The organism is Noviherbaspirillum sp. FW303-A3 (assembly GCF_058788695.1).
Genome location: NZ_JBYTAZ010000002.1, coordinates 113,269 through 137,102, shown reverse-complemented (window position 1 = coordinate 137,102; position 23,834 = coordinate 113,269). Strand labels below are relative to the sequence as shown.

Sequence of the window (23,834 nt, the reverse complement as noted above, 5' to 3'; positions counted from 1 at the left end):
GCCTTACGAAAAGTTGTTGCGGCAAATACATGCTCTAATCGACGCTACCAAAATTGGGTATCGCGAGGACTGCATGAAGTTTGCCCCACTGTCGAAATTGTTCCTGGCCGGCGTATCGTTGAGCCTGCTTTCGGTCACTCCGGCCTCCGCACTGGTGCTGACCGACGGCGGGCCCGATCAATCGGTCATCTTCGAGCGCGATGACGGCAAGCTGTACAAACGCGATCCCGGCCAGCTGTGGTCGCAAGCTGCGGAGTGGGCGGACTCGCCCGTTGCGAACAAAGATCAAATCCGGAAGTGGCGGCAGATCGGACAGTTCTGGTACCTGGTCACCTCCACCGGGGAGCTTCTCACCAACAATGCTGACGCGGCGTCGCGTGTGTCCAACGGTACTGCGCCTCGCCGGACGGCTGGGGCAACCGTCTGGGCGACGATGGCGGCCGGCGTCAAGGACGTAGCCATCAAGAGCCGGGTGACGAGCTGCGGAACCGACGCTTTGCATTTCTACGCGTTAAAGTCCGACGGCGCTGTCTGGGAGGGATTTGCTGACCCGTGTACGACCTCAAATTCCCGCTCGTGGACCTCCATAACAACGAATGCGCTCGCGGTCGCGGTCAACGGCAATGCGGTACCGGGTTCCCATAACGACGTGTACGTCTGGCGGAACGACGGGTATGCCTACACGAAGCCGTCGGAGCAGTCCATCGGGGAGCCGTTCACCGACCTGTATGGGAATTTTACGGTCAGTTCGAGCGGTAAACCGAAGGCCAGGTTCCGGGTGGATATGCCTTCGCAGGCTCGCCAAACGGCAGGGTCATGGGACAACGCAATCGGTCGGGTTGACGGCCACTACCTGATTTTCAAGTCGGGGGAAGTGCTGAAATTGAATCCTGTCCTGATGCAATCGGGCAGCATCGACGTTACGCAACTCGCTCAGACGTTCGTCGTTGACCAAAACGACATTCCCAAGACCAAAGTGGCGAAGTGGGCCGGCGTTTACTCGGGAAATGGATCTGAACTAATCGACCAGGTTGTGCTGACGACCGACGGTCAGGTTCTATTCAAGGGAACGAACATCAATTGCCGAGGTGGCTTACCCAATTGCGCGGCTTCCGCTCTGGGATGGACCACGACGATCTCGCAGGACATCACCGACATGAGCTTCGGTCCTTCCGGGACGTTTGTGATCGACAGCAATAAGGTCATAAGCTACGCAGGAAAAGCCAATACGGACGGAAGCTACGCCGGCGCGGTGATCCCGTCGGAGTTCGTGAGCGCAAACGGATTCCTCTACCAGTGGTTCAAGGTGGGTGCCATCAAGACGATCCCAGACAAGGTACTTGGGGTCGCGGCATCGGACGGCACCAGCACGAACGCTGTCGACCTCCGCTGGGACCTGGTTCCCGGCGCGACGACCTACAAGATTTTTGCCTCGAACCGGAGCGGCGAGATCGGCCAACTGGTCAAGGAAGTGACCGAAGGGGTGGGCCGTTGGTCTACACAATGCAGCTTGACGGAATGTGCGCCTTGCAGCGAGTACGGCCCTGTCACGCTCCCGGCCGGCGCCGACCGCTGCACGACCATGGAATACCTGAAGAACATCCATGACGGTTCGAACATTTACTTCACCGTGAAGGCATCAGCAAAGGGCGTGGATGGACCGTCGAGCAATGAAGAATCCGGTTACCCCAACGTCCCCATTGAATCGTCCACGGTGACAATCGATGCGCTTTACGATCTATCTGGCTCCGCGCGCGTACAGTTTGTGGATCGTAATCCGAACGACACGTATACCGTGACCGTGACTAGCCCGCCGGCGAACGGTACGTTGGCCTACGACACGGCTACACGCACCTTCACCTTCCGCCCGAATTCTGGCTGGGCGGGCGAGGAGACCTTCGCCTATCGGGTGGTCGACAGCGGCAATTATCAAATTGATAGCACTGGGCGTGTCCGCGTCCAGTGTCCCAATCCTCAAATTCGTTCCATGCGCGCCTCGCCGTATCCAGCGTTGCGAGATGGCACGTTGGCAATCCTCTATGACGCTCCCGCCTGCGCGGCAAACCTGCACGCCAGTGTCGCACTGAAAGATGGGGTCGTTGAGATGGGGAACATCGTGATGCCGGGGCAACAGGGCTACACGGCCTTGCCGACCGGGACGATGAAGGAATTGCTCATACCGTTCAAGAATCTCCTGCCGTATCACTATGACGCGGTTTTACGACTTTACGACCCGGTGAAGAATGCGTCGGACGAGCGCAAGTTCCAATTATCGATTCTCGACCTGGAGGGGGCAGATTTCCAGCCGCGGGCGGATCGCTGGAACGTGCGCGCGTTCATTGATCCGATCTCGATCAACGTCGAGTACACCGGAACGCAGCGATTGTGCGACCTCACGGTGTCGGCAACTGAAGCGCGAGGCAGCCTGGCTGAGGGTTCCACCCTTAAGTGCCTGATCGAATGGACCCGACTCCCTCAAGGCGTGGCGCAACGACTCGGAAGCCCTCTGCCGAATGCACACGGCCTCGTCGGTGAACTGGGGAACCTTCCCGTGGAGTTCACCGCATCGATCTTCCGTGACAGCGGCGAGACGGTCCTGGTGAAGCGTGTGACCCGCACCGTGCAGTCGGCTCAACCGCCGGCGCCGGTTTTGGCGGTGGTTCCGGCAAAAGAGGGAGCAACGATGTTCACGGTGCCAACGAGTGGTGGTGTGATCGGAAAGATCACGAGCGACTCGATGGCCGGCGCGGGCGTGACGACGCAATACACGCTGGGCGGCGGTGACCCAGTTGAATGGACCACGCCCAAAGGGATCGCCCATCGAAACGTGGAGCTCAAGGCCAGCCCGTTGTGGTCGACAAGGCCATTGGCAGTAAAGGTGTGGTACACCGCTATGCCTGAAATTTTCACCGAGACAACGGTGAACGTTGTGACGGTGCCGTCAGAGAAAATCAAGGTCAAAAGCGTTTTCCCCGAGACCTCGACCGATAACAATGGATTCAAAGTGCGTGTCTCGGTAGGCATACCTGTGCCGGGCGGGCTTGAATTCGACGAGACGATACACGGCCGCTGGAACGCACGCATTGCCCGTCTAAACCAGGACGGTAGCCTCGCCATGTTGACCCCAGCCGTGGAAGTGACCGGCGGCACGGTCGACATCGACGTCCAGGCGCTCAATGTCCTGGTCGGGCAGAAACTGGTTGCAGTTGCGGACGTGGCGTCGCCGATCGAAGGAGTTGCATTCCGCATCACCTCCGATCCGGCGCCTGTCTATATGGTTAAGGGGTCTGCGCTGTCCGGCAAGATTGCCGCTAACAAGGTGTCAGCGCCGTCCCCAGCGCTGGTCACGCTGACGTCGCGTATGGACAGTCGCGACGATTCGCTGGCTGTTGGTGCCACCGATTGGTTTGCGAGCGTCGATAACGGGGCGTCGTGGAACCCGATCAGTTCTCCGGAGGAAGCTGGCGCTGGCCGCTTGATCAAGACGTTCGGGAACGGGAAGTACCTGGTGAAGGCGCGTTACACCAACAAGCACACCAGCTTGACGTCTGAGTCCAACGTGGTGGAGATCGTGGCATTCAAGGTGCCTGGATTGATCGTGGATGTGCCGACAGTCGCATTTCCCGGGACACCGGTCACGCTGACGGCAACGTTTAAGCCAAACAATGCGCCCGCAGCAGCTCCGATCGATGACACGCCGGTCGTGGAGTGGGAAGTGGAGGGCAACGCCGAACGCGTCGTCGGAAACAGCGTAACGGTGGAGTCGCTGGAAAAGGCTCAGATCAAGGTTGTTGCTTACGCCCGCTCCAAGTCGGCCGATCCGAAGAATCCGGACGCGTGGTCGATGCAGCGCGTGCTTGTGAAGTTCATCGATATCGAACCGCCGAAAGTCCAAATTCAAGGGTCGCCGATTGTGGAAGTCGGCAAGACGTATACCTTCACGGCAAATGTCGTGGAACCGTGGGTTCCGGCGCGTTCAGTGCAAACTGTGCAGGGTGAGTGGATTCTGCCGGACGGTACTCGCGTCCCCGGAAGGGAGTTGCGCTGGAGTCCGGCACCGGGCGACGTCTCCGCCGGCGACGTCCGTACTTCCATCCAATACAGGGCATGGGTCGCGGGTTACGAGGAAACGTCAACGAGGATCGCTGAATACCGTACGAAAGTATGGCAGTACATCTGGCCGACCTGGGATCTCAAGGTTGTGCAGGACACCACATATGCGCCATCAACGGTGAAGCTCGATCTTTTCGCCAATGATCGAAAACTGCTTGCGCAGTTCAAGAGCGAGCCGCTTACCTTGGCATGGACGTTCCCGGACCGTGGCGAGGTTCTGAGGACGAAGGAGGGGACTGCGACGATCCGGCTCCCGGCCGGGGGAAGTTATCCGGTTTCCATCCAGCTATCCGACACACGGGGTAATTCCACGACGGTCACCAAGGAACTGCTCGCGGTCGACGCGCCGCCTTTCGAAATTGACATCAAGCTCACCCCTTCAAACATCCTCTGGAGGGAGCCGGTTTCGGTCAACATCCGGCCGGACATCAAGGGCGGACATCCGTTCGATCGGCCGTCATCGATCCAGTTCGCCGTGAACGACATGCCGCTGCCGAGCAAAGGGGCCGCGGCGTCGGGAAGGCTGGAGAGTGCCGGAACTCATACGGTGACTGTCACCCTGAACTCCAAGATGGGGGCGGTTCAGTCGAGGACTATCCCAGTCACGGTCGTGCCAAACCAGGCACCGACATGTGAACTGGTCGGTAAGGACTCCACTACAACGAAGACGCTGCAAGTTACCGCTGTGTGCCGCGATGTCGACGGCAAGGTGGTCGGCTATCGATGGTTGGTCGACGGGGAATCGCTGAATGCCACGGCAAACAGGATCTCGATCCCGTACGTGAATGTCGGTGGCGCGAAGTCGGTCATCGTTGAAGCCATGGATGATTCCGGGGGAATCGGCATTCAAAGCGCGGTGTTCACCCACTAGACGCTCCTCGATTGTGACCAAAGGCCGCGCTTTGCAGCGCGGCTTTTCTTTGATGTCTCGGAAAACTTTTTAAGGTGCCCAAAAGGGGGGGGATACCGGGATTTTTTGGACAAAGGTGCGTGGTAAATTGCCCTGTCCAAAATTGGGAGGCTGGCGCGTGCTGCACAGATTGAAGCAACTCATCGTTTACTACTCGCTTATCGCGCTTAACGGCACGCCGCTAGTCGCAAACCTGGACGTTGCGAACAAGGCCGCCCGGTTCTTCGCCTCCGTTGGAAAACCGGTTTCGTCGCTCCTCGTCACAGCGGCAACGCTGTCGTACGTAAAAAAGGCTATCGCGCAGAATGCGTCGGTGAATAACGCGATCACCGAAGGCCGAACGCTGGGCCCCCAGTTGCGGAACAATTTCGCCATGCCGTCGATCTCGAGCGGCGACCCAGGCGGCACCATCACGTTGAACAACGGCGCAATGGCCGGGCAGTCAATGAGCTCGTCCGTGCTCGCGCCGAACGCGCAGCCAAACTTCATCAGCAACACGGGTGCGGCAACGGCGGGCGGAAAAGCGTCGCTCGTTAACCTGAACAACCAGACCCGCGCTGATGGCGGCGCCACCAACTCGACGTGGGCGCAGGGCTTTCAGGCAATCAACAACTCGGCATCGAGCCGCCAGCTCTACGATTATCGGGGTAACGGCGATACGTTCCTCAATATGTCGGACTCGGTGACGGGGGAAGTAGCAGCGAATGGCGGTGCAAGTGGGTTTAGTGGCTGTTATACCGCGACGACTGGCGGCGGAGCGACAACGACCACAGTCTCGACCGCTTATGACCGGTCCTGCCGCCGCAATATCTTCGTAAATTCATGCTCCGTCACGAGGAACGGTTCCGGATCGCCGGTCGCAAGTCCTGCCGAATGCAATACGACCGAGATTTGCACAATCAAGCCAATCGACCCCTACACTCCGCCGACATGCACACCGGGGACGCTCGTGTCCTCAGGAACGGTGATGCATCCAAGCATCAGTCAGATGGGCATGCGGATCGAGAACTGGTGTACCGGCAATGGGAACTACCTTCTAAAGGTAACGGATGCCAGCCTCCGACCGGTCGTTTATTACGAGCCCTACCAGTTTGAGTTCAATCCCACAACGAATTCGCCAGCCACATACAGCATGCCAAATATGGGCGGCGAGGGGTCGGGAGGGGCGGATGGCGGTCCGTACTACTGGGGCGCCTACATGTTCAGCGCCTCGTGTACTCCCGGAGGCGATTCGTGCACGTTCACCTTTGGCACGGACCAGGAGGCGCCGAACCGGTTCATGGGATCGGTCACTCTTGCCGCGAACAACGCGCCGCTTCATGAGCAACTCAGTACCGCGCAGTGGATTTGCAATAGCGCTTCGCGTACCACCACGTACAACGGGTCAACGATTACGGCCGGAACGCCGGCCGCTGGGTCGGTTCCTTTGCTTTACCCGGGTGAGGACCATGCGAAGGGGTTCTGCACCTCGGCGACCGCGCGCAACTTTGCCTGTCACCAAAACCCGTATACGGGAGAGACGGCTCCAGCATCTACCTGTGGAACCATCCAGTCGGATCCTACATGCACGCTGTCGACCAGCACTTGCGTTGTAGGCACAGAGGCCAGTTGCCTACGCTGGAACGATACATACTCGTGCAGTTCGGGAACGCAGACGATAACCAATCCCGTTGGCCAGACGAGCTCGCAAGTGATATGCCCCGGGCCGATTCGATGCATGGGGGAGGAGTGCACAACCTTGCCGAGCGAGACGAACACCGACTTCAACGGCGTCGCGTCAGCCTTCGGATTGGCAACGGGCATTGCCATGGATTCCGGTTGTGACGCGAACGGCAACTGCAAGATATTCGGGGGTAATCCCCAAAAGTGTGAGTACTCGGAGTGGGGGTTTTACGATTGCTGCGACGAGAACCCGCCGGATATCAGCATTGTGGACTGGGTGAAGATGGGGTTTGCAACGTGGAACTCCGTCCAGGAGGCGCATACTGTCGCAAATGCCATGGCCGGCAGTTCGTCTGCGTATGGCCAATGGAGCGACATCTCGAGGGGAACGGCACAGGCAATTGATGACTGGCTGTACAAACCTGTTGCGTCAGCGTGGGACTCAATCACGTCGATTATTCCAAAATCCACAGACGTACCGGCCGTTGGCGAAGTGTCGTCCTCCTTGATGGGAAACTGGTCCATATCGGGTCTGCAGTCGGAACTTTTCAACGGCGTGATAGATTTTGCGCAATCGTTGGGAATCGATCAAAACGTACTAATGAACGCCGAGGGCACGGGGATTTTTACATCGGAAGCGGGACAGACGATGATTAACTGGGCTGGCAATGAAATGATGAGCATGATCGGCGAGTTCATGTTCTGGTTCCAGATAATTTCGTGGGCGCTCATCATTTATCAGATTATTTTCCACGATTGCGGGAAGAGGTCGGTGCAACTTGCGCTGTATAAGAAATTGAATCTTTGTGTTGACGCCGGCGAGTACTGTTCGGCACATCTGAAGGTGTTTTTCATCAAGATCTGTAGAGAAAGCACAAAGTCTTATTGCTGCTTTAATTCCGTCCTCGCGAAATTGGTGAACCAGCAGGGGAGGGCGCAATTGGGCTTAAGCGGCTTTGGCGACCCGAAGAATCCAGATTGCAGCGGTTTTACGACTGCACAGATGGAACAGCTCGATTTCAGCAAGATGGATCTGTCCGAGTACATGAACACGCTTAACATTGCTGGCGTTGCCCCGGCAAATGTGATGGCTAATATCGATGTATCGTCAGGCACCCGCGTCTATTCCGGAGGTTCGCCAGCGTCGGGTGCCCCCGGGTCTGCTGACCTCGCCACTCGAACTCAGGCCATGGGGATGAATGCGACCAATACATCAGCCGCAACAGACCAACTAGCAAACGATATGGTCAATATGCAGCGAAGTGGACTAACGGCACCTGGTCAATAGCAAAAAAAAGCCCCGACTAGTCGGGGCTTTTTGATTGCGATGCTTAACTACACACCGCTTTGCTTCTTCGGCTTAATCAAGAGCAGCTGGCTGCCGCCGCTCAGAACCACCGGATAGGGCACGGCTTTGTCTTCCATCTGCGCCAGGAAATAAAAGGCCCAGCTCGGAAGATTGGCCGACACCGCTTGCATAAGGTCCAACTTCGTTGCGAAACCGCCAATCTGCGGAACCGGAGCGCGAAGCGATCCGTTCATGAAGACGTGCGATTTGGACGTTGGGGAGTCCAACAGAACAACCCACGCGCCACGTGCAGGAACCCAGAATTTCCCGTCACCGAGAAATCCGTTTTCAACAAGGCGGGATGCCGTATTGTTGCGTTCACAAGGGCTCGCCTTGCATACCTTGCTCCAAGCGGGAGACCAGAGAACGCACCTTTTTGTATCACACTCGCCGCCGCGGACGACATACGAAGTAGCCACGTCACCGCTATCGAGATTGAAGGTTTCGATCTCAGCAGAGGTAGCGCCCGGGATGGTTTTCACAAACGCGTCAATGTAAGCCTGTTCAAACTTACGATGCGCGGTTGCGCCGTCCGCCGCTTCGCTGGCAGGAAGGAAGCCGATCATACGATCATGCAACCCGGCATTTGCACTCTTGGTAAGCGCAAAGATGCCGCCGAGGACGTTGAGTGTTCCAAGACCAGTGCGGGAAATGATGGTCGGAAAACCGCCAGAGAGTTGCGAAAGTCCGACAGCCATTCCGGCCAAGCCGCTGGTGACACGGAGTGTTTCACCTTGGGAGTAGACGTCCCGATAAACATCATCGGGAACCTCAACGTCCTTAAGCGCGTACACATTTTCACCGGCCGCCAAAACACAATACGCCACCGAGTTGCTTTGTAGGCAGTTGCGTTGGTCCATGCGACGCTTTGCCAACTCCTCTTCCGAGGGGCCGCCAAAGATACCGGCATTGGCCGACGAAGCTGCGAACAGCATCGTCATGATTGTTACGATTTTCTTGAACATGAAGTTCTCCTAAAAAAGTTGGATAGATATTAGCTCCCCGGATGGGGAAATTCAAAAAACTAGAGCACGCGTAGATACCGCATGCCACCGGAAGGTGTTGTGAAGTGCTAGAGGAGATGGCGATCGATTCGCCAGTGAGCTGGTCCAGCAGCCTGCTCGAAAAAGTCGTTCTCTTTTGGTCCGGACACCAAAGGAGAAAAACCTGCAAAGCAGGGCGGAAATTTGAAAAGCCGAAAACAGTCGGTATTGTGAAATGCGCTTCTCGCCGCGCTGGCGCCCTGAGGGATGAAGCGATTATTCCGAGTTGCTAATTCCTCGTCAAGCGAAATACAGGGAAAACCTTGTAACGTGCCCTTTTGGGCTGTTTTACGGGAAAAACCTTGCAATCTTTTGTGATGTAATCCGTTCATGAAAAAACTGCTCGTGCTTCTGATGGTTCTCGTAGGCTCAAACGCGTTCGCTGCAGGACCACGCGCGAGCAATGTGTCGTACGACGGCCGTCCGTTCTATGCGGAGAAGGAACGTGGATGGTTCTGGTACGAGCGCGAGCCCGAAGAGGAAGAAGAGCAGGACCCGCCCAAGGCGCCGCCTCCACCCAAGGCGGAAACACCACCCCCGGCGCCGGCCGCCCCCGCAGAGCCGCCGCCGCCTCCCGCCTTCTCGGTGAAGTGGTTCAAGCAGAACATGGAGAAGTACCGTGAAGCCGCGATGGACAATCCCACGCCCGAGAACGTCTCTGCTTACATCGCCTTGCAGCGGGTCATGCTGGACAAGGCATCGAAGTTCAGCGACGCCTGGCAGGAAGTGATCCAGCAGGACACCGACTTCAACGAGTCCCGCCGGCGCCCGTCCGCAACCTTCGGTGCGCAGTTCATGGATGAGGCGGCGAGCAAGGCCAAGGCAAAGGTCATGACCGGCCTTGCCGACAAGCTCGGCCTGTGGTTCTTTTTCCGCTCTGACTGCGCCGCATGCAACCAGCAATACACAGTGCTGAAACTGCTGGAGGAGCAATACAAGTTCAAGGTGATGGCGATTTCCATGGACGGGAAGCCTCTGCCTAACGAGCGGATGAAATCCTTCCTGGTTGACCGGGGCCATTCTGCACAACTCGAGGTCGGCGCGCTGCCGGCAGTGTTCGCGGTCCAACCGCCCAACAACTTCATCAAGGTCACCGAATGGCTGGCCTCAGCCGAAGAAATTTCGGGACGCATCCTGTACTCGGCAAAAAGCCGTGGGCTGATCGACGAAGCTGCATTCGCTTCCACCAAGCCGAATAACGATCTGAACGTACCGGTCGATATTGGGAAGAAGATCACCAAAGAAACTCTAAGCGATCCGAAGGCGCTGACGGAGTTTGTCCGTCGCGAGCTTCGTGCCAATTCACGCCAGATCAACCGATAACAAGCACCTCAGGGAGTAAGAAGAATGGCTAAAAGCCTCAGGGATGTGATGCGTAACCGCAAAGTCGTTGCGGGCGTTGCGCTCACAGTGGTGGCAGGCGCGATCGGCGCTGTGTTCTACACGAGTGAAGAATCGGGCTCAGCGAGTGCGCCGAGCTCGGTGCCCGGCGCGCTGTCGCAGGTGCTCCAGCAAGCAGCTGGGCCGTCCCCGTCGCCGAGAATCATCCCGGTAGCCCAGATGGGCGACTCCCTGCTCGTTGAGAAACAGGTTGTGTCTGACCAGGTGATCATCTCGTTCAAGCCGCGTTCGGACCTCGCCTCGCTTGCGGAGAAGGAGGGCGGCCTCGAGAAAGTAGCCGCAGAGATGTCGCGCCGACTCGGCATGCAGGTCACTTATTCCAGCTCGGTCAGCGATTTCGATCACGTGTTTCGTATGGCACGCCGCCCAGCGTCAGAAGCGGAAATGAACTCCATCCTGAACAAAATTCAGGGAATGAAGGGCGTCGATAAGGTCTTTGAGGACAAGCTCTTCTTCCCGACCATGGACGCCAACGACAACCTCTACGCGGATCAATGGCACCTGAGGCCGACGACTGCTGACCGCTCGGTGTCCGGTATTAACGCGCCTGCCGCATGGGACAAGACGACTGGCCGAGAGGGCGCAGTCATTGCCGTCATCGACACCGGCATTACCGCGCACTCCGACTTGGCAGCGAAGACTCTGCCGGGCTTTGACTTCGTCGCGGACGCGGCGCACGCAGGAGACGGGGACGGGCGCGACGCCGACCCGAGCGACATGGGTGATTTTGTGACTGCGGAGGAAGCGGCGGATACGGCGGGTCCATTCTACGGATGCCCGTCGGTGCGCAGCTCCTGGCACGGCACCCATGTGGCGGGCATTGCAGCGGCGACTGCGAACAACAGCGTTGGCGTGGCCGGTATCGATTGGCGAGCAAAGATCCTGCCAGTCCGCGTTCTTGGCAAGTGTGGCGGGTACATGTCGGATATCACGACCGGCGTACGCTGGGCCGCAGGCCTGGCCGTTCGCGGCGTTCCGCTCAACCCTAATCCGGCTCAAGTGATCAACATGAGCCTGGGCGTCAAGGCGATCTGCTTCCCGCTTATGCAAGTGGCCATCCTCGAGGCGGTGAAGACGGGTGCGCTCGTCGTTACGGCCGCGGGCAACTCCAACAACGATGTGAGCCTCTATGCGCCGAGCAACTGCCTGGGCGCACTCTCGGTAGCCGCGACCCACAAAGGCGGTGACAAAGCGTGGTATAGCAACTTTGGACGGGGCATTCGCGTCGCTGCGCCCGGCGGCGATCTGCGACAGGACCCGGTGAAGGGCGGCATCTTGTCGACCTTAAACGATGGGCTCACCGTACCCGGCTCCGAAGCGTACGCGTGGTATCAAGGCACGAGTATGGCTGCTCCTGTTGCCTCCGGCGTCGCGTCGCTGGTTCTGGCTAGCAACGATCGGCTGCGCGGTGGGGAGGCGGGTGACATTCTGATCAAAACAGCCGTGCCATTCCCGGAAGGGACGGGCTGCCAAGCGTCCGCCGCCTGCGGCGCCGGCTTAATCAACGCCAACGAAGCCATCAAGACGGCGCTGGAGACCAAGCCGGACCTGCGGGTTGAACAGTTGTCGTTCCCGTATGCCTACTGGATCCCCGGACAGCCCATTGGCGGCACGATCAAGATTGCAAACGCCGGCAAGCTGCGGGTGCGGGAAGAAGTAGTCCTGAAGACGTATTTATCCACCGACGCGACGCTGGACTCAAGCGACCGATTGGTGAGTGACGACGCGATCCTGCTCGACATCGCACCGGGCCGTACCCAGCAGATGCCAATCCGCGTGGAAGTGCCGCGTAACTTGAACGGCCAGCATTACGTAATCACCAAGATCAACCCGGAGGGGGCGATCCCGGAGCTCAGCGGCGACAACAATGTCAAGGCATCGAACTCGGTGATTTTTGATACGCCGGTGTTCAAGATTGCGAGCGTGCAATACACGCAGGAGGTCCCGGCCCGCGTCAAGCTAACGATGGCCCCGACAAACCCGTCCTTGGCGCGGTTGGTGAACGACGCATCGTGGCGGTATGACTGGACGATCCCTGACGGCGTTACTGTCGTCAGTACTGAAAAACACGTCTCCAGCATCGTCTTGAACACGCCGGGTGTTCATCAAGTCAGCGTCGAGGTCACAAATGAGCCGCGCGAGCTGGTGCGTTCTGCCTCGGCTGAGTTGACCGGCATTGAGGCTCCGCCTTTCGTTGTCACTTTAAAGACGAGGTCGTCGAACGTCTACATGCGCGAGCCTGTTGACGTGACGCTGGAGCCGGTCATCACCGGCGGTCATCCGGAGGACAGGGTCCTGACCTATTCCTACAACCTCGATGGTGGCGCGGCAACCAGCATCAAGCCGGCTCCAATGTTCCCGGCGCTGGCCGCTGGCGACCACAACGTCGCGCTCGCTGCAAAGACGAAGTTTGGCCTGGACGTGACGGCCGCGAAGCAATTGGTCGTCTCGGCGAACAAGCTGCCCACCTGCACGCTGACGAGCACGAACAGCCTTGCGTATAAGCGCCTGACATTCATCTCCAAGTGTGCCGACCCGGATGGCCGAATCCGTCGCTATGAATGGGCCGTCAACGGCGAGCTCGTCTCGGCCACTGGCGATCGCTTCGTGCGGGATTACACCGGCACGGGGAGCATGGAAGTAACCGTGAAAGCAACAGACGATTCGGGCGGGTCGGTAACCGCTACCCATACCGCAACGTATTAACAAACGATTTTGTAACAGGGAGATCCGCGTGCAAGAACAGCAGCAATCGCAAATTCCAAGTGTGTCTGAGGTCAAGGAAGTCCTCGCAGACGAAATCATCAAGGACCTCCTGAAGGAGCGCAAACGCGAGCACACCTGGAAGTGGGTCAAGCGTATCGGCTTCTCGCTGACCGGCCTGATATTTTTCGTGATCTATCTGGCATTTTATGTGACGCAACTTGGCTACAAGGTCACCCCCAATAGCGACATCGTGGGCGTGGTACAGATTCAGGGGCCGATCGTCGCAGAAGGTCGCGCGTCCGCCGAGAAGCTGGTTCCGGTTCTGGAGAAGGTGTTCAAGGCCGACAACGTGAAGGCAGTCGTGCTGAACATCGACTCGCCTGGCGGCCAGCCGGCAGAATCTGAGCGCATCAATGCGATGCTGGACTACTATAAGAAGGAGACCAAAAAACCGGTGTATGCCGTGATCTCCAATACCGGTGCCTCCGCCGCCTACATGATCGCCATTCACGCCGACAAGGTAATTGCCGGCGAATACTCGGTGGTCGGGTCTATCGGCGCCATGATGATGGGCTGGGACTATCACAAGGTGCTCGACAAGTTCGATCTGAGCTACCGGGTGTTCAAGTCCGGCGAGCTCAAAGATACCCTCAGCCCGTATAAGCCGATGACCCCGGAAATGAACACCAAGGTGCAAAGCCTTGTGTCAGCAATGGGCACCACGTTCGCGGACGAGGTGAAGAAGTATCGCGGCGACAAGCTCGCAAAAGACGTGAACCTTTTCACTGGCGAGGTGTGGCCTGGCCTTGAGGCGGTGAAGCTCGGCCTCGTTGACGAGATTGGAACGCTCGACCACGTTGTCAAGACGACTTGGGGCCTCAAGACGTTCGACTTCGGCCCTGAAGCAAAGCGCAGCGGCGGCTTCCCATTCAGTCTCGAATCCTTCCAGGAAGTGCTCTCTGAATCCATCAAGGGCGCCTTTCGTTCCTTTGCCGAAGAATCGACCTACCGTATCCAGTAATTGATCGGATTAACGCCATGCTGTCAAAACTGAAAAAGCTGTTGAGTCTCGTCGCGTTTGTGGCGCTGTGGGCGGGAATGGCTCCCGCGCACGCGGGGCTGCAGAGTGAACTGCAAAACATGTTCGACGGCATGGTGAATGTGACCAACGCGCAGGCGTACGAGGGGCAGGGGAGGGGCGTGCTATCCGGCGGCGCCATCAATATGCGCTTCAAGGTAGTCCGTCCAAATATCGTCTCGTTTACCCCGCCTTCGATCAAAGCGGGTTGCGGCGGTATTGACCTGGTCGGCGGCTCCCTGAGTTTCATCAACTTGCAGGCGTTCATCGACCTCGCGAAGAACATCGCGCAGAACGCCGCTGGCTATGCATTCGGCCTCGCAATCGAGGCAATGTGTCCGACCTGCGCCCAAGAGATGAAATCGCTGCAGGAGAAAATTCAGCAGCTCAATCAATTCATGGGCAATTCGTGCGCGATGGCCAAGAAGTTGGTGAACATGACCAACTTGGACGAATGGCGTGATGAACGTGTCACAGAAGCGCGAAACAAAAGAACCCAGGGCGGCGGCGCAGTGGATAGCTTCGGGTCGTGGTTGAAATCTAAAACCGACGGGATGTTGGATGGGCTAGACGCCCCTACCCAAAACGCAATGGAGTACAACGTTGTGTGGAAGTCCATGGACTCGGCCGGTATGGGAGCATGGTTTGCATCGGGGGCCGACGACACCATGAAACGGGTTTTCATGAGCCTGACGGGAACCGTCGTTTTCATGAAAATTCAGGATCAGGACGGTAAGAACCAAATCGCACCGTTCCCCAAAAAGCCGCGCATTAACTTCCAGCACATCCTGCAGGGCAGCCCCACCGGGGAAATCCCGGACGTATACAACTGTTCGGACTCTGATTGCATCACCATGAGTACTGGATCGGCAACATTCAAGGGGATGAAGAACCTTGTCAACGAGATGATGTTCGGATCCACGGACGATTCAATGGTTGTGGGGGGGATTGTCTCCAAGATCAACTCACGTTCCAGTGATTTCACCGCCAGAGAGAAGGCGTTTATTGCAGCGAGCCGCCCGCCTATCCTCGCGATCTTGAGGGACGTCGCAACAGACAAGGCCGCCTTGACCTACTTGGCCAAGGAATTGACCGAGGTCATCGCGATTGAAACGTCGGCCCAGTTCGTTCTGCAGGCAATTGATGCAGTGGAAGCAGCGGTCACCGGCAAGTGGAAGCAGGAAAATGGCGCTTTCATCGAGGACCTGCGAATCGTAAGAGCGAACGCATACCGAGAGATCAGCCGCGCACACGAAGCTCTGGCTTCGTTGAAGAACAAGCAGGAGGTGGCACATTACGCGACGGCGGTTCTGCGTCGCCACGCCATGGCAAGGGTGCGACCGGAAATGGTCGGGCCGGTGGCGCAATAAGGGACGGTAGCGATGGCTTTGACACCATTCTGGGTTTATAGCGTTGGCGACGCCACGATGTTGACGAACGCGTTCGTCGGTGTGGCGCTCGTTTTCAACAATGGAGATGATATTAAGTCGGTCGTTGCGATGGGCTTGATGTTCAGTCTCATCATGCTCGGTGTGCGAGCGGTCGCGACGCAGCGTCTGGACCTGGAGTACTTCTTCTACGGGCTTATTCTCTACATGGCGCTCTTTGTGCCGAAGGTGGACGTCCATGTTGAAGACACGTATACGGCGAGTGGAACGACCGTCTCCAATATCCCACTTGGCCTTGCGGTTCCGATGTCGATCGTGACCCGGCTCGGCCACTATTTCACTGTCACCTACGAGACGGCGTTCTCGGTGCCGTCAATGAGCAACAAGGGCTACCTCGACGCTCTCAATATCATCGCGCGCCTGGATGGGATCGGTACAGGAAGTGCGAACAGCGATTCAACCATTTCAGGCGATCTACGTGCAACGATTGTGTCCTACATCAGCGAATGTGCAATCTACGACGCGATGAACCCCAGCGACGAGCAGGAAGTGACGTGGGAAAAAATCCGCAAGGCAACGGATACGTGGGGAGCGCTCGAAACAAATTTCGTCAGCCGATATGTCGATACCTTCATTCCCGGAGTAGATCCAGCGTCGGGCGCATCCCGCAGCTGCAAAGACGCATATATCGCCATCTCGAACTATCTGAATGGATCCTTCATTACTGATTGGAATAGCCACCTGAAATACATCCTGAAGAAGGACGACCCGGTTAGTGCCGTGGAAGACGCAATGACGGCGCTTGGAACGTTTAGCATCAGTTCGCAAGAGTTCATGATGAACTCACTGGTCCGGACGCTGGTACGAGAGGGATCAAGCACCTACTCAGCATCCGCTGCTCAGACAGGCGCTGCGGCGATTCGCACCCAGGCAATGGAGCAACGAAAGTATCAGTGGGCTACCGAGCAGACATTGTTCAAAGAGGTGGCACGGCCGTTGATGGCATTTATCGAGTCATTCGTTGTGTGTCTCGCGCCCATCATGTGCTTTCTCATCACCCTTGGGCCGATGGGCATTCAATTGGCGGGGAAATACTTTCTTTCTGTAGTCTGGGTTTCGCTGTGGGGACCGGTAATGTCGCTGGTGAACACCTATATTCACTTGGCGGCAGCCAAAGATGTCGCTGACTACACGTTCACTGGGGCCGACCCCACGACGATGATGGGGATGGAGAGCCTGTACACCACGATCGGAACCTGGGTTGCTACTGGCGGCCTGCTCGCGGCATCAGTCCCAGCACTGTCGTTGACGCTCGTGTACGGTGGCGCGGTTACCGCATCTGCACTGGCCAGCCGCATGCAGGGTGGGGATCATGTGAACGAGAAGATTGCCCGTCCGGATCTTCATTCACCTGGTGCCGTCACTCAAGGGACGTCACAGACGACCTTCAGCGCGAAGTGGGGCAGGATCGCGACCGGTGGCGAAACGAGCATGGATTCGATTAACTTCGGATCGACGCTGCAACAGGGCTTGACGGCATCAACATCAGCAATGAACCAGTGGTCGCGTACGATCTCGGGCACTTTTGGGAACGATCTTTCGAGGGGGATCAACAAAACGGTCGCCGACGGTTCGTCCCGGGCATTCATGACAAGCGCCACAAAGAGTTTAAATGACACCGAACAGAAAACGCTCCAGAACGTCGAGGGCAAAGTAAGAGAGTGGGCGTCGAGTAAACAAGAAGCCGATCAGGTCATGGCAAAGTTGGGCACCAGCATGGCTGCCGGCCTGAAGGTGCTAGGAATGGGGGCGGACGCAGTATTTGGGAAAGACTCGTCGGTCGCCAAGCGATACGCCACTGATGAGGCGTTCCGCAAGAACTTCAACAGCACGATGGCCGAGATGAACTCGTTATCGAGCAGCTTTGTTAAGGCATCCACTAGCTCGGAGGGGCGTACCGTGATGGACACGTTGACGAAGAGTCTCCAAAACCAGGACAAGGCTTCGTTTGCTGACGCCCATACCAAGCTTACTCAGGCAGCGCAACAAGTGGTCGATAGCCAGACCGCGCTTGGCCAGATGGGTGCAAGTGGTTCGATGCCTTTAAACCATTATGCTTCTCATCTGATCTCTAGTGGGCGCGGGGAAGAAGCCGTCGCACTGGCGCGTTCGCTCGGTCCGAAGGTCGCGCAGCACCAGGCGACGGCTGCAGCAAAATATGCACGCGAGTGGGGCATTGATGCCGGCCAAGCAAGGGTGATGGGAGCGATTGCAGCGCTGAACGGCGCAGCAGCGACAAATGACGCTGCATTGCAAGGAATGGTGAGCTTCAACTCAACCGTATCAGGGATTGCGCCCGGAGAGTTTCGCGCTCCTTCAGCTGATGCCGGGTTCGACACCGGCGCACTTAAAGCGGGGGTGGACCAAAGGGCCGCTGCGGTATTGGCGCGAACCACAGCCAGTGCTGCAAAGGCAGCCGAAGCTGCCCCATACACGCGAGGGCCAGATCCAAATGCGCCGTTGCAAGTGGTCACCGGAAAGGATCCCCTGACTGGTGGGCCGGCGGGATTCCACACGCCGTCAGCAAGTAATGTTGGGCCGACGGAAGAGGAACGTAAGCTTGCACAGCAATGGCAAGCGGCCCCGTTAGCTGAAAGCCGGGTGGACAATTTGGTCTCGGGTACGGCAGATCAAATTGCCTCAACGCTGGCGCAAGCACCTGCGCTTGCCATGCAAGCAACCGAAGTTCCGGGTAAAGTGGGAGAGAACACAGCTAATGGTTTGGTAAACGTGTATGAGAACGTTACTGGCACAGAAGTTTCGCCTGAAACGCGTGCGGCTCTGGTTACGTTTGGTGGAGTTGCGGGTACGGCGGCCGGAGTTGGAGGTGCCGCCGGGGCAGTGAAGGCGGGGGTGAAGAAGTTTAAGAACTTCCGTACCAGCAAGAAGATGGAGCAGGCCAAGTTCGATGACTTTGAGAAAAATGGTGCTGCTAAACAGGCGATGAATCAGGAGAAGATCGATAACTGGCTGAAGAATAAAACGCAGCAGCAAGTTCCGAACAGTAAGGTGCCAAAAATCCTTCAACCATAGAAGGGCACTAAAGAAAAAGGGCCGCATAAGCGGCCCTTTCCTTTTGCTCACTTCCGTATATAGCTGAGAATCAAAAAGATCACAGCGACGTTACCAGCAAGCAGGGTGATGCCGCCGATAAGGTTACCAGCCGTCGGGAACCAAATTCGTAGAAGCGCAACCGAGAGGCCAAATGCAGCGCATTGCCAGAACGTGGAGCGCGCGGCATTCTTCAGGAAGTTAACTACGGCAGTTTTCATTTTTCTACTCCTTGTTGCCTCAACGCCTTATAGCGCTCGGTCAAATATGTCGTCGCATTTTCTCTCTCTGTAACGATATTATCCCAAACCCCGTCGGGTAAATCCAATTCCGGGCAGAGGCAAAAGCCATGTAGCGCCGGGGCCAGTTCCGAGATCAGACTCACGGCCTTGGTTGTTGCCTCCACGTGACCTTCGTGGTCTTCAGTCGCCAACCCTGCTTTGATGAGTCGCGGGATAATATCTGCCCGACTCGCATCAGACCCAACCTGTAATGCCTTTCCTGCAACCTCAAGCGTGCCATCGGCCATGGCCCGCAAAAGGGAGCCGACTCGGAAGCGGGGCGGGCACTGGTGAACCGCCGCTACCTGGTACCGGGCGGTTGTCGGAGTAGGGGACGACACACGAAGCATATCGGGTAAAAGAGTCTCAATACCAAGACTGCGGAACGATTCCGTCCAACCGTCATCGACTACTGTCACAGACTTCCATGAAAGAACGTAATGTCCTGCGTCTGCTTCCCAGCGGGCCATGTGGACGCGGGCTGGTCCCATAGCGGCTACACGTTCTCGCAACGCGACCAGGCTGTAGATACGCCATACGTCGGCGCCAGCGTCATCGGGAGGCACGTCTCGGGTTGAGATTCCGACGCGGCCGCCAAAATACTTACGGTCGCTCACGCGGGGATACGTGATCACCCCTGCTTCGTATAAGGTTTGGGCAACCGAGTGAGTGGTTTGTGGCGAGATCCCGTAATGGTCCGCCGCATCGGCCATAAGCTCGGTAAGTCCGTACAGCGGAGGCGGCTCCACAGACACCGCTTCGCTCTCAGAAAGTTTCGGGTGAATCGCCATTCCAACGAGGTCCGTTGCACGGATCGGCGCGAGGTCTGTTTGCTCCATTCGTCGGCGGGTGACTGTGGCCCGATAGTGGTTTCCGTCTGCCGATACCAACACTGAATGCGGGACAGTGGATTCCGAGTGCTGGCGAATTGCCTGAGCGCGCCGGACGAGCAATGTGGTAGCGCCGAGGAGGGCACGGCCGAGCGCACCAGGGGTACAGCCGCTGGTGCCATTATGGCGTGCGATATAGCAATCAATCCGCGACCGAACTTCCGCGCGGGCGGCGTATTCTTCGGTGATCTCGAGGGGTTGAAGATTCTCGAGCCCTACCGCAATACCGATCGAAGTCATCTCTGGGAGTAGCATGCGGAAAGCGGGCTTAGTCCAACTGAGGTAGTGGAGCAGCTGCCGTCCAATGAGCTCGCCCGCTTCGTCGTTGTCGGTAGCAATGATAAGTTCGTCGCAGGCTGCCGCAGCTCGTACAACGTTCGCCAGCTGCTCCTCCACTTCACGACGGGGCTTGATAACCCACCGGCTCAATGGCCCCACGGTGCCGATCTCAGCTGGTTCCGAATATTCGAGCGAGAACATATAGCCGTATCCCCACGTCACCGAGTCGCGCGGGCTAGTATAAACACCGTTGCATATAGTTCCTGCTTCAACAACCCGGGCGATCAACTTGGCGACCGAAGGCTTTTCGCAGTAGATCAGCCGCCGTGCCTCGGGCTTCACCGGCGCTAGTGCCTTAAGGAACTGGTCGAAAAGTCGCATACGGGTTCTGTTTGATTACGTGAGGTTGTGGGGCGCTACGGCTATTGCTGCAACAACAGCACGATGAACAGAAAAACAAGAAACACGGCAAGGTTGGCAAGGCCGTTCACCGTATGTGCAGCAGCTTCTTTCACAAGCGCCATCGCAGGCCCGGTGCCCCGATACATCGTTTGGAAGTTCATGTTGACGGTCTCCAGCGGAATCCGCGGGTTGCGTTTCCAAACTCTCGCCGCGAACCGCTCGTACCGCTGGACTCGTCCGTCACCAAAACCGCGCAAGTAAGCCGATGCGCTGCGGCGGTCGAAGACCGCGTAGTCGCGCATAACAGGTTGGTAGGCGGCCATTTGCTGCTCCTTTGTTGACTTCCTCACTTCCGAATGTCCCATAAAAAATCGCGAAGTCAAATTAAGACCGCACGCAAGAATTCCGATGACGTAAAAAAAGCTCCCGGGCAAGGGAGCTTGGAAAGGGGCTGACAAGGTTAGCCGTTGCCAAATAGAGCAGACATCTCGTCGCGCGCATCCTCATCCAGTGCAACGGTGCCTGGCACACCATCCGTTTCGACGACGTGAAGTCCCGGTCGGCGAGGCGGGGTAGAGGGCTCCTGTACGCCTGTGCCTGCATCCGCCTGTTGTGCGGGGGTTGAAGGCACAATTGGCTTCTGCGTAGCGTCGTTCGCCGCCGGCGCTGGTTCGCCGCCGGAAACCGGCAAGGGCGATGGCTTGGCCGCCTCAGTTTGCTTTTCTTCAACAACTGCTGCGTGCTTCGGAGAGCGGTGCTTGGGGCGGCTGCCATGTAGGGCGAGGATAGCTTCTTCGGACGCATCAGCCATTTTGCTCACCGCAAGCCCAACAGAAGCGAGGGTCAGGATTGCATCCGCCCGCTTGCGGGGCGAGACGGACTGGAGATGGGCATGCAGGAAAGGATGGATTTCTGGAGACGGCCGAACCCGGACGACTCCTTTCCGTCCTTCCACGCTTTCGTCGTCCATTGTCATGCTGCTGCCCTCGCCGGAGTTTTATCCAGCCAAAGTTCCCCTGCGATCTGGAATCCGCGAACATTCGAGAAGACGGAGTTGGGGGACATCACCACGTTCTGGTCGGGGTAACGCTCCTTGATCAAGTCGAAGAAGAACTTCGCGCCTCCGCCACAGACGATGATGTTATCGATGTCGTTGGCCTCGCCGATCTTCTTCGACATGGCGGTCAACGACTCTTCGGCCACGGCTTTTGCGAGCGGAAGGAAGTCGTTCAGGTTGCGCTCCTGGCCGCGAATTACCGGCGGCTTGCCGGTGCGCAGGCTTTCGTCGATACGGGAGAGCGATTGCAGCGAGTTTGCAAGGTTCGCCTTCATCTGCTTGCCCAAACCTTCAGCGATGCTTTCAACGATCGCGCCCATGGACTTCGGGTGGGCGAAAGAAAGATTCGGCATAATTTTCATGCCCTGCATTACGAGCCAATCGAAGGTTCGGTAGCCGGGATCGACGATCAAGTTCGTCTGCGACTTCATCTGCTCGAACTTCTCATTGGTAACGGAGTAGTCGAAGAAACCGCCGTACGGCTGCGGAACAGCAGTCACCTTGTCGACGCGAATCTTCCGGCCATTCGGCATTTCGTGCACGCCGGCCAGACGCTCTTCCAGTTTTTGCTTCGCGCCCGGAATGGTGAAAATGCTGACAGGGAGGCCAGTGACCATCATGTCGATCCGGTCCTGATTCATGTAGTGAAGTACACCCCTGAAGAAAGCCAGGTACTCAGGACTCTCGGTGAAATTGTCGTCCATGTTTGTGACGCTGCTGCCGTCGCCGAGCAGGGCCGCTTCCTTCCCGACTTCCCGCTTGTTACCGGCGCCGTCAAACACAGTCACTGAATTGCGTTTCGGCGTGATGTCGGAGAGAGGGCCGTCGTCGCCGCGGGAAAGGGGCGCAACCGACGGGAACATGCTGCACTGAATCGCCATGCCTTTTACGTGGTTCACCACGAACTTTGTGTTGCCGTAACCAATGTCGACTGCACGAATAACTTTTGTCATAACTGTCCTTTACGAAAAAACCTCGAAGTGGGTTCGGCGATTACATCAACTGGCACATCAGCAAGCAAATTAGCAGCTAATATGAGCGCGACTTAATACACCAAAAACAGAGAAATTGTAATTTGAAGTGTCACCGTTGAGTAGCTTACGGTGACAAGTGAAATCGAAAAACGCTAATGCAGATCAAGCGCGTGTCACCGTAGAGTAGCTTACGGTGACAGGGCGAAAATTAGGCTGCGTATATCGCGTGGTAAGTGTCACCGTAGAGTAGTTTATGGTGACACTGCGAGACGAACCTTACGACATCGGAGACACGTCCTCAGCTGAAGAGGCACCGTTGAGTAGCTTATGGTGACAGCGGCACATCACGAGTGTGTTTGCACGTTCCCTCGAGGCAGTCGAAGTGTCACCATAAACTAGCCTACGGTGACACTTGTAACGGCAAGAAAAGACGAAACGCACACCGACGGCCGCAGCCAGGCCCTTGAAAAGCAGCTGCGCACTGGCGTTCGCCACTCCAAAAAACGAACGTTTTGTGTGGGCCGACACATGTGGTACGACGCCTATCAACACCTTCGACAGATAGCAAAATGTTCGGAATCGCGTGGGCCGCCAGATATAAAAAGTAAGTCTTGAGAACTAGAGTGAGATAAACCAGAAATTGAAACAACAACTTAGATGCGAAGTGAGAACGCTAAACGGGAAATAATGAAAGTTCTCACTGAAAAATCACGATGGCAAAATGTTGACGCGCTATTGGAAAGAGGATATTGTTCGAGTCGTCGGGAAGCCGACCGCCAGCGCGGCGAGAAGCGCATCGAATACCGCCTCATGAAGGTCTGGCTCGCAAAAGCGGAAAGACAAGCAAGGGGCAAGAGTTACTGCCGAGAGGCACGCCAGCGCGGCGAGAAGCGCATGACAAGCAAGTAGAGCATCACAACTGTTGGAGCTGCGGCTTCAAACAGACAGCAGGGCAACCCTGCGACCTGGGGACTAAAACCCCGGGGGCAATCCGTAACTTGGTCGCAATCGTGCGCCCGACCGGAAATTCCGGAAGGTCCTCGCTGCGGCGATGGACCACATTAGAGTTTGGGGACTTAAACCCCGAGGTCAATTTTTTTGACGAGCGCCCACGCGGCGCGACCGGCATCGAGCCGGATTCCATGGCAGACACTCTGCCGCATTCTTCGCAGTTAGCAGCATATCCCCGTA

15 protein-coding genes are annotated in these 23,834 nt (G+C 57.2%); 8 read left to right on the top strand and 7 right to left on the bottom strand.

Translation table 11 applies throughout. The annotated features are described in order from the left end of the window. The first annotated feature begins 73 nt into the window (after nucleotides 1-73). Together AC3WOY_RS26875 and traN are read left to right on the top strand one after the other, a co-directional pair. Nucleotides 74-4,984: an Ig-like domain-containing protein gene (locus tag AC3WOY_RS26875; RefSeq protein ID WP_492429540.1), complete on the top strand. Its 4,911-nt coding sequence runs from the start codon at nucleotides 74-76 to the stop codon at nucleotides 4,982-4,984. A 169-nt stretch (nucleotides 4,985-5,153) separates the two neighbouring features. Then, nucleotides 5,154-7,973 carry a conjugal transfer protein TraN gene (gene traN / locus AC3WOY_RS26870; RefSeq protein ID WP_492429539.1) on the top strand — a complete coding sequence of 940 codons (2,820 nt, stop codon included), beginning with the start codon at nucleotides 5,154-5,156 and terminating at the stop codon, nucleotides 7,971-7,973. Nucleotides 7,974-8,020: 47 nt separating this feature from the next. Here traN and AC3WOY_RS26865 read toward each other — a convergent pair whose 3' ends face one another. Further along, nucleotides 8,021-8,998 carry a hypothetical protein gene (locus AC3WOY_RS26865; protein ID WP_492429538.1) on the bottom strand — a complete coding sequence of 326 codons (978 nt, stop codon included), beginning with the start codon at nucleotides 8,996-8,998 and terminating at the stop codon, nucleotides 8,021-8,023. Between the two features lie 107 nt (nucleotides 8,999-9,105). Beyond that, nucleotides 9,106-9,408, bottom strand: a complete 303-nt coding sequence (locus AC3WOY_RS26860) for a hypothetical protein (RefSeq protein WP_492429537.1) — start codon at nucleotides 9,406-9,408, stop codon at nucleotides 9,106-9,108. On the opposite strand from AC3WOY_RS26860, the gene traF reads away from it, so the two are divergent. The 5 genes from traF to AC3WOY_RS26835 are packed head-to-tail and all read left to right on the top strand — an operon-like array spanning nucleotide 9,407 to nucleotide 18,742. Beyond that, nucleotides 9,407-10,399, top strand: coding sequence for a conjugal transfer protein TraF (traF, locus tag AC3WOY_RS26855; protein WP_492429536.1), 993 nt, complete (start codon nucleotides 9,407-9,409; stop codon nucleotides 10,397-10,399). The two genes, AC3WOY_RS26860 and traF, sit on opposite strands and share 2 nt — an antisense overlap. A 24-nt stretch (nucleotides 10,400-10,423) precedes the next feature. After that, nucleotides 10,424-13,183 carry a S8 family serine peptidase gene (locus tag AC3WOY_RS26850; protein ID WP_492429535.1) on the top strand — a complete coding sequence of 920 codons (2,760 nt, stop codon included), beginning with the start codon at nucleotides 10,424-10,426 and terminating at the stop codon, nucleotides 13,181-13,183. A gap of 28 nt (nucleotides 13,184-13,211) precedes the next feature. After that, nucleotides 13,212-14,204 (top strand): S49 family peptidase, encoded by a 993-nt coding sequence (locus AC3WOY_RS26845; protein WP_492429534.1) that lies wholly within the window; start codon nucleotides 13,212-13,214, stop codon nucleotides 14,202-14,204. 17 nt (nucleotides 14,205-14,221) lie between these two features. Then, nucleotides 14,222-15,631, top strand: a complete 1,410-nt coding sequence (locus AC3WOY_RS26840) for a conjugal transfer protein TraH (RefSeq protein ID WP_492429533.1) — start codon at nucleotides 14,222-14,224, stop codon at nucleotides 15,629-15,631. Nucleotides 15,632-15,643: 12 nt separating this feature from the next. Continuing rightward, the gene (locus AC3WOY_RS26835) at nucleotides 15,644-18,742 is read left to right on the top strand and encodes a conjugal transfer protein TraG N-terminal domain-containing protein (protein WP_492429532.1); all 3,099 of its coding nucleotides are present in this window, start codon (nucleotides 15,644-15,646) and stop codon (nucleotides 18,740-18,742) included. 47 nt (nucleotides 18,743-18,789) lie between these two features. On the opposite strand, the gene AC3WOY_RS26830 is transcribed toward AC3WOY_RS26835, so the two are convergent. From AC3WOY_RS26830 to AC3WOY_RS26810, 5 genes are all read right to left on the bottom strand, one after another. Continuing rightward, nucleotides 18,790-18,981 carry a hypothetical protein gene (locus tag AC3WOY_RS26830; RefSeq protein WP_492429531.1) on the bottom strand — a complete coding sequence of 64 codons (192 nt, stop codon included), beginning with the start codon at nucleotides 18,979-18,981 and terminating at the stop codon, nucleotides 18,790-18,792. Next, entirely contained in the window at nucleotides 18,978-20,591 is a 1,614-nt protein-coding gene (locus AC3WOY_RS26825) for a DNA topoisomerase (protein ID WP_492429530.1), read from the bottom strand. The genes AC3WOY_RS26830 and AC3WOY_RS26825 overlap by 4 nt, the downstream gene beginning before the upstream one ends. A 41-nt stretch (nucleotides 20,592-20,632) precedes the next feature. Further along, a complete protein-coding gene (locus AC3WOY_RS26820; protein ID WP_492429529.1) occupies nucleotides 20,633-20,935 on the bottom strand; it encodes a hypothetical protein in 303 nt (100 codons plus the stop codon). Between the two features lie 137 nt (nucleotides 20,936-21,072). Beyond that, nucleotides 21,073-21,582, bottom strand: coding sequence for a hypothetical protein (locus AC3WOY_RS26815; protein WP_492429528.1), 510 nt, complete (start codon nucleotides 21,580-21,582; stop codon nucleotides 21,073-21,075). A gap of 2 nt (nucleotides 21,583-21,584) precedes the next feature. Beyond that, nucleotides 21,585-22,622, bottom strand: coding sequence for a PRTRC system protein D (locus AC3WOY_RS26810; protein ID WP_492429527.1), 1,038 nt, complete (start codon nucleotides 22,620-22,622; stop codon nucleotides 21,585-21,587). A 708-nt stretch (nucleotides 22,623-23,330) separates the two neighbouring features. On the opposite strand from AC3WOY_RS26810, the gene AC3WOY_RS26805 reads away from it, so the two are divergent. Next, the gene (locus tag AC3WOY_RS26805; protein ID WP_492429526.1) at nucleotides 23,331-23,552 is read left to right on the top strand and encodes a hypothetical protein; all 222 of its coding nucleotides are present in this window, start codon (nucleotides 23,331-23,333) and stop codon (nucleotides 23,550-23,552) included. The last annotated feature ends 282 nt before the right edge of the window (nucleotides 23,553-23,834 follow it).

Excerpts from the sequence above, each read along its gene's own strand:
- AC3WOY_RS26840 (WP_492429533.1), top strand. The coding sequence starts at position 14,222 with ATGCTGTCAAAACTGAAAAAGCTGTTGAGTCTCGTCGCGTTTGTGGCG.
- AC3WOY_RS26815 (WP_492429528.1), bottom strand. The coding sequence starts at position 21,582 with ATGGACGACGAAAGCGTGGAAGGACGGAAAGGAGTCGTCCGGGTTCGG.
- AC3WOY_RS26835 (WP_492429532.1), top strand. The coding sequence starts at position 15,644 with ATGGCTTTGACACCATTCTGGGTTTATAGCGTTGGCGACGCCACGATG.
- AC3WOY_RS26805 (WP_492429526.1), top strand. The coding sequence starts at position 23,331 with ATGAAAGTTCTCACTGAAAAATCACGATGGCAAAATGTTGACGCGCTA.
- traF (WP_492429536.1), top strand. The coding sequence starts at position 9,407 with ATGAAAAAACTGCTCGTGCTTCTGATGGTTCTCGTAGGCTCAAACGCG.
- AC3WOY_RS26865 (WP_492429538.1), bottom strand. The coding sequence starts at position 8,998 with ATGTTCAAGAAAATCGTAACAATCATGACGATGCTGTTCGCAGCTTCG.
- AC3WOY_RS26825 (WP_492429530.1), bottom strand. The coding sequence starts at position 20,591 with ATGCGACTTTTCGACCAGTTCCTTAAGGCACTAGCGCCGGTGAAGCCC.
- AC3WOY_RS26860 (WP_492429537.1), bottom strand. The coding sequence starts at position 9,408 with ATGAACGGATTACATCACAAAAGATTGCAAGGTTTTTCCCGTAAAACA.
- AC3WOY_RS26830 (WP_492429531.1), bottom strand. The coding sequence starts at position 18,981 with ATGAAAACTGCCGTAGTTAACTTCCTGAAGAATGCCGCGCGCTCCACG.
- AC3WOY_RS26810 (WP_492429527.1), bottom strand. The coding sequence starts at position 22,622 with ATGACAAAAGTTATTCGTGCAGTCGACATTGGTTACGGCAACACAAAG.
- AC3WOY_RS26820 (WP_492429529.1), bottom strand. The coding sequence starts at position 20,935 with ATGGCCGCCTACCAACCTGTTATGCGCGACTACGCGGTCTTCGACCGC.
- AC3WOY_RS26875 (WP_492429540.1), top strand. The coding sequence starts at position 74 with ATGAAGTTTGCCCCACTGTCGAAATTGTTCCTGGCCGGCGTATCGTTG.
- AC3WOY_RS26850 (WP_492429535.1), top strand. The coding sequence starts at position 10,424 with ATGGCTAAAAGCCTCAGGGATGTGATGCGTAACCGCAAAGTCGTTGCG.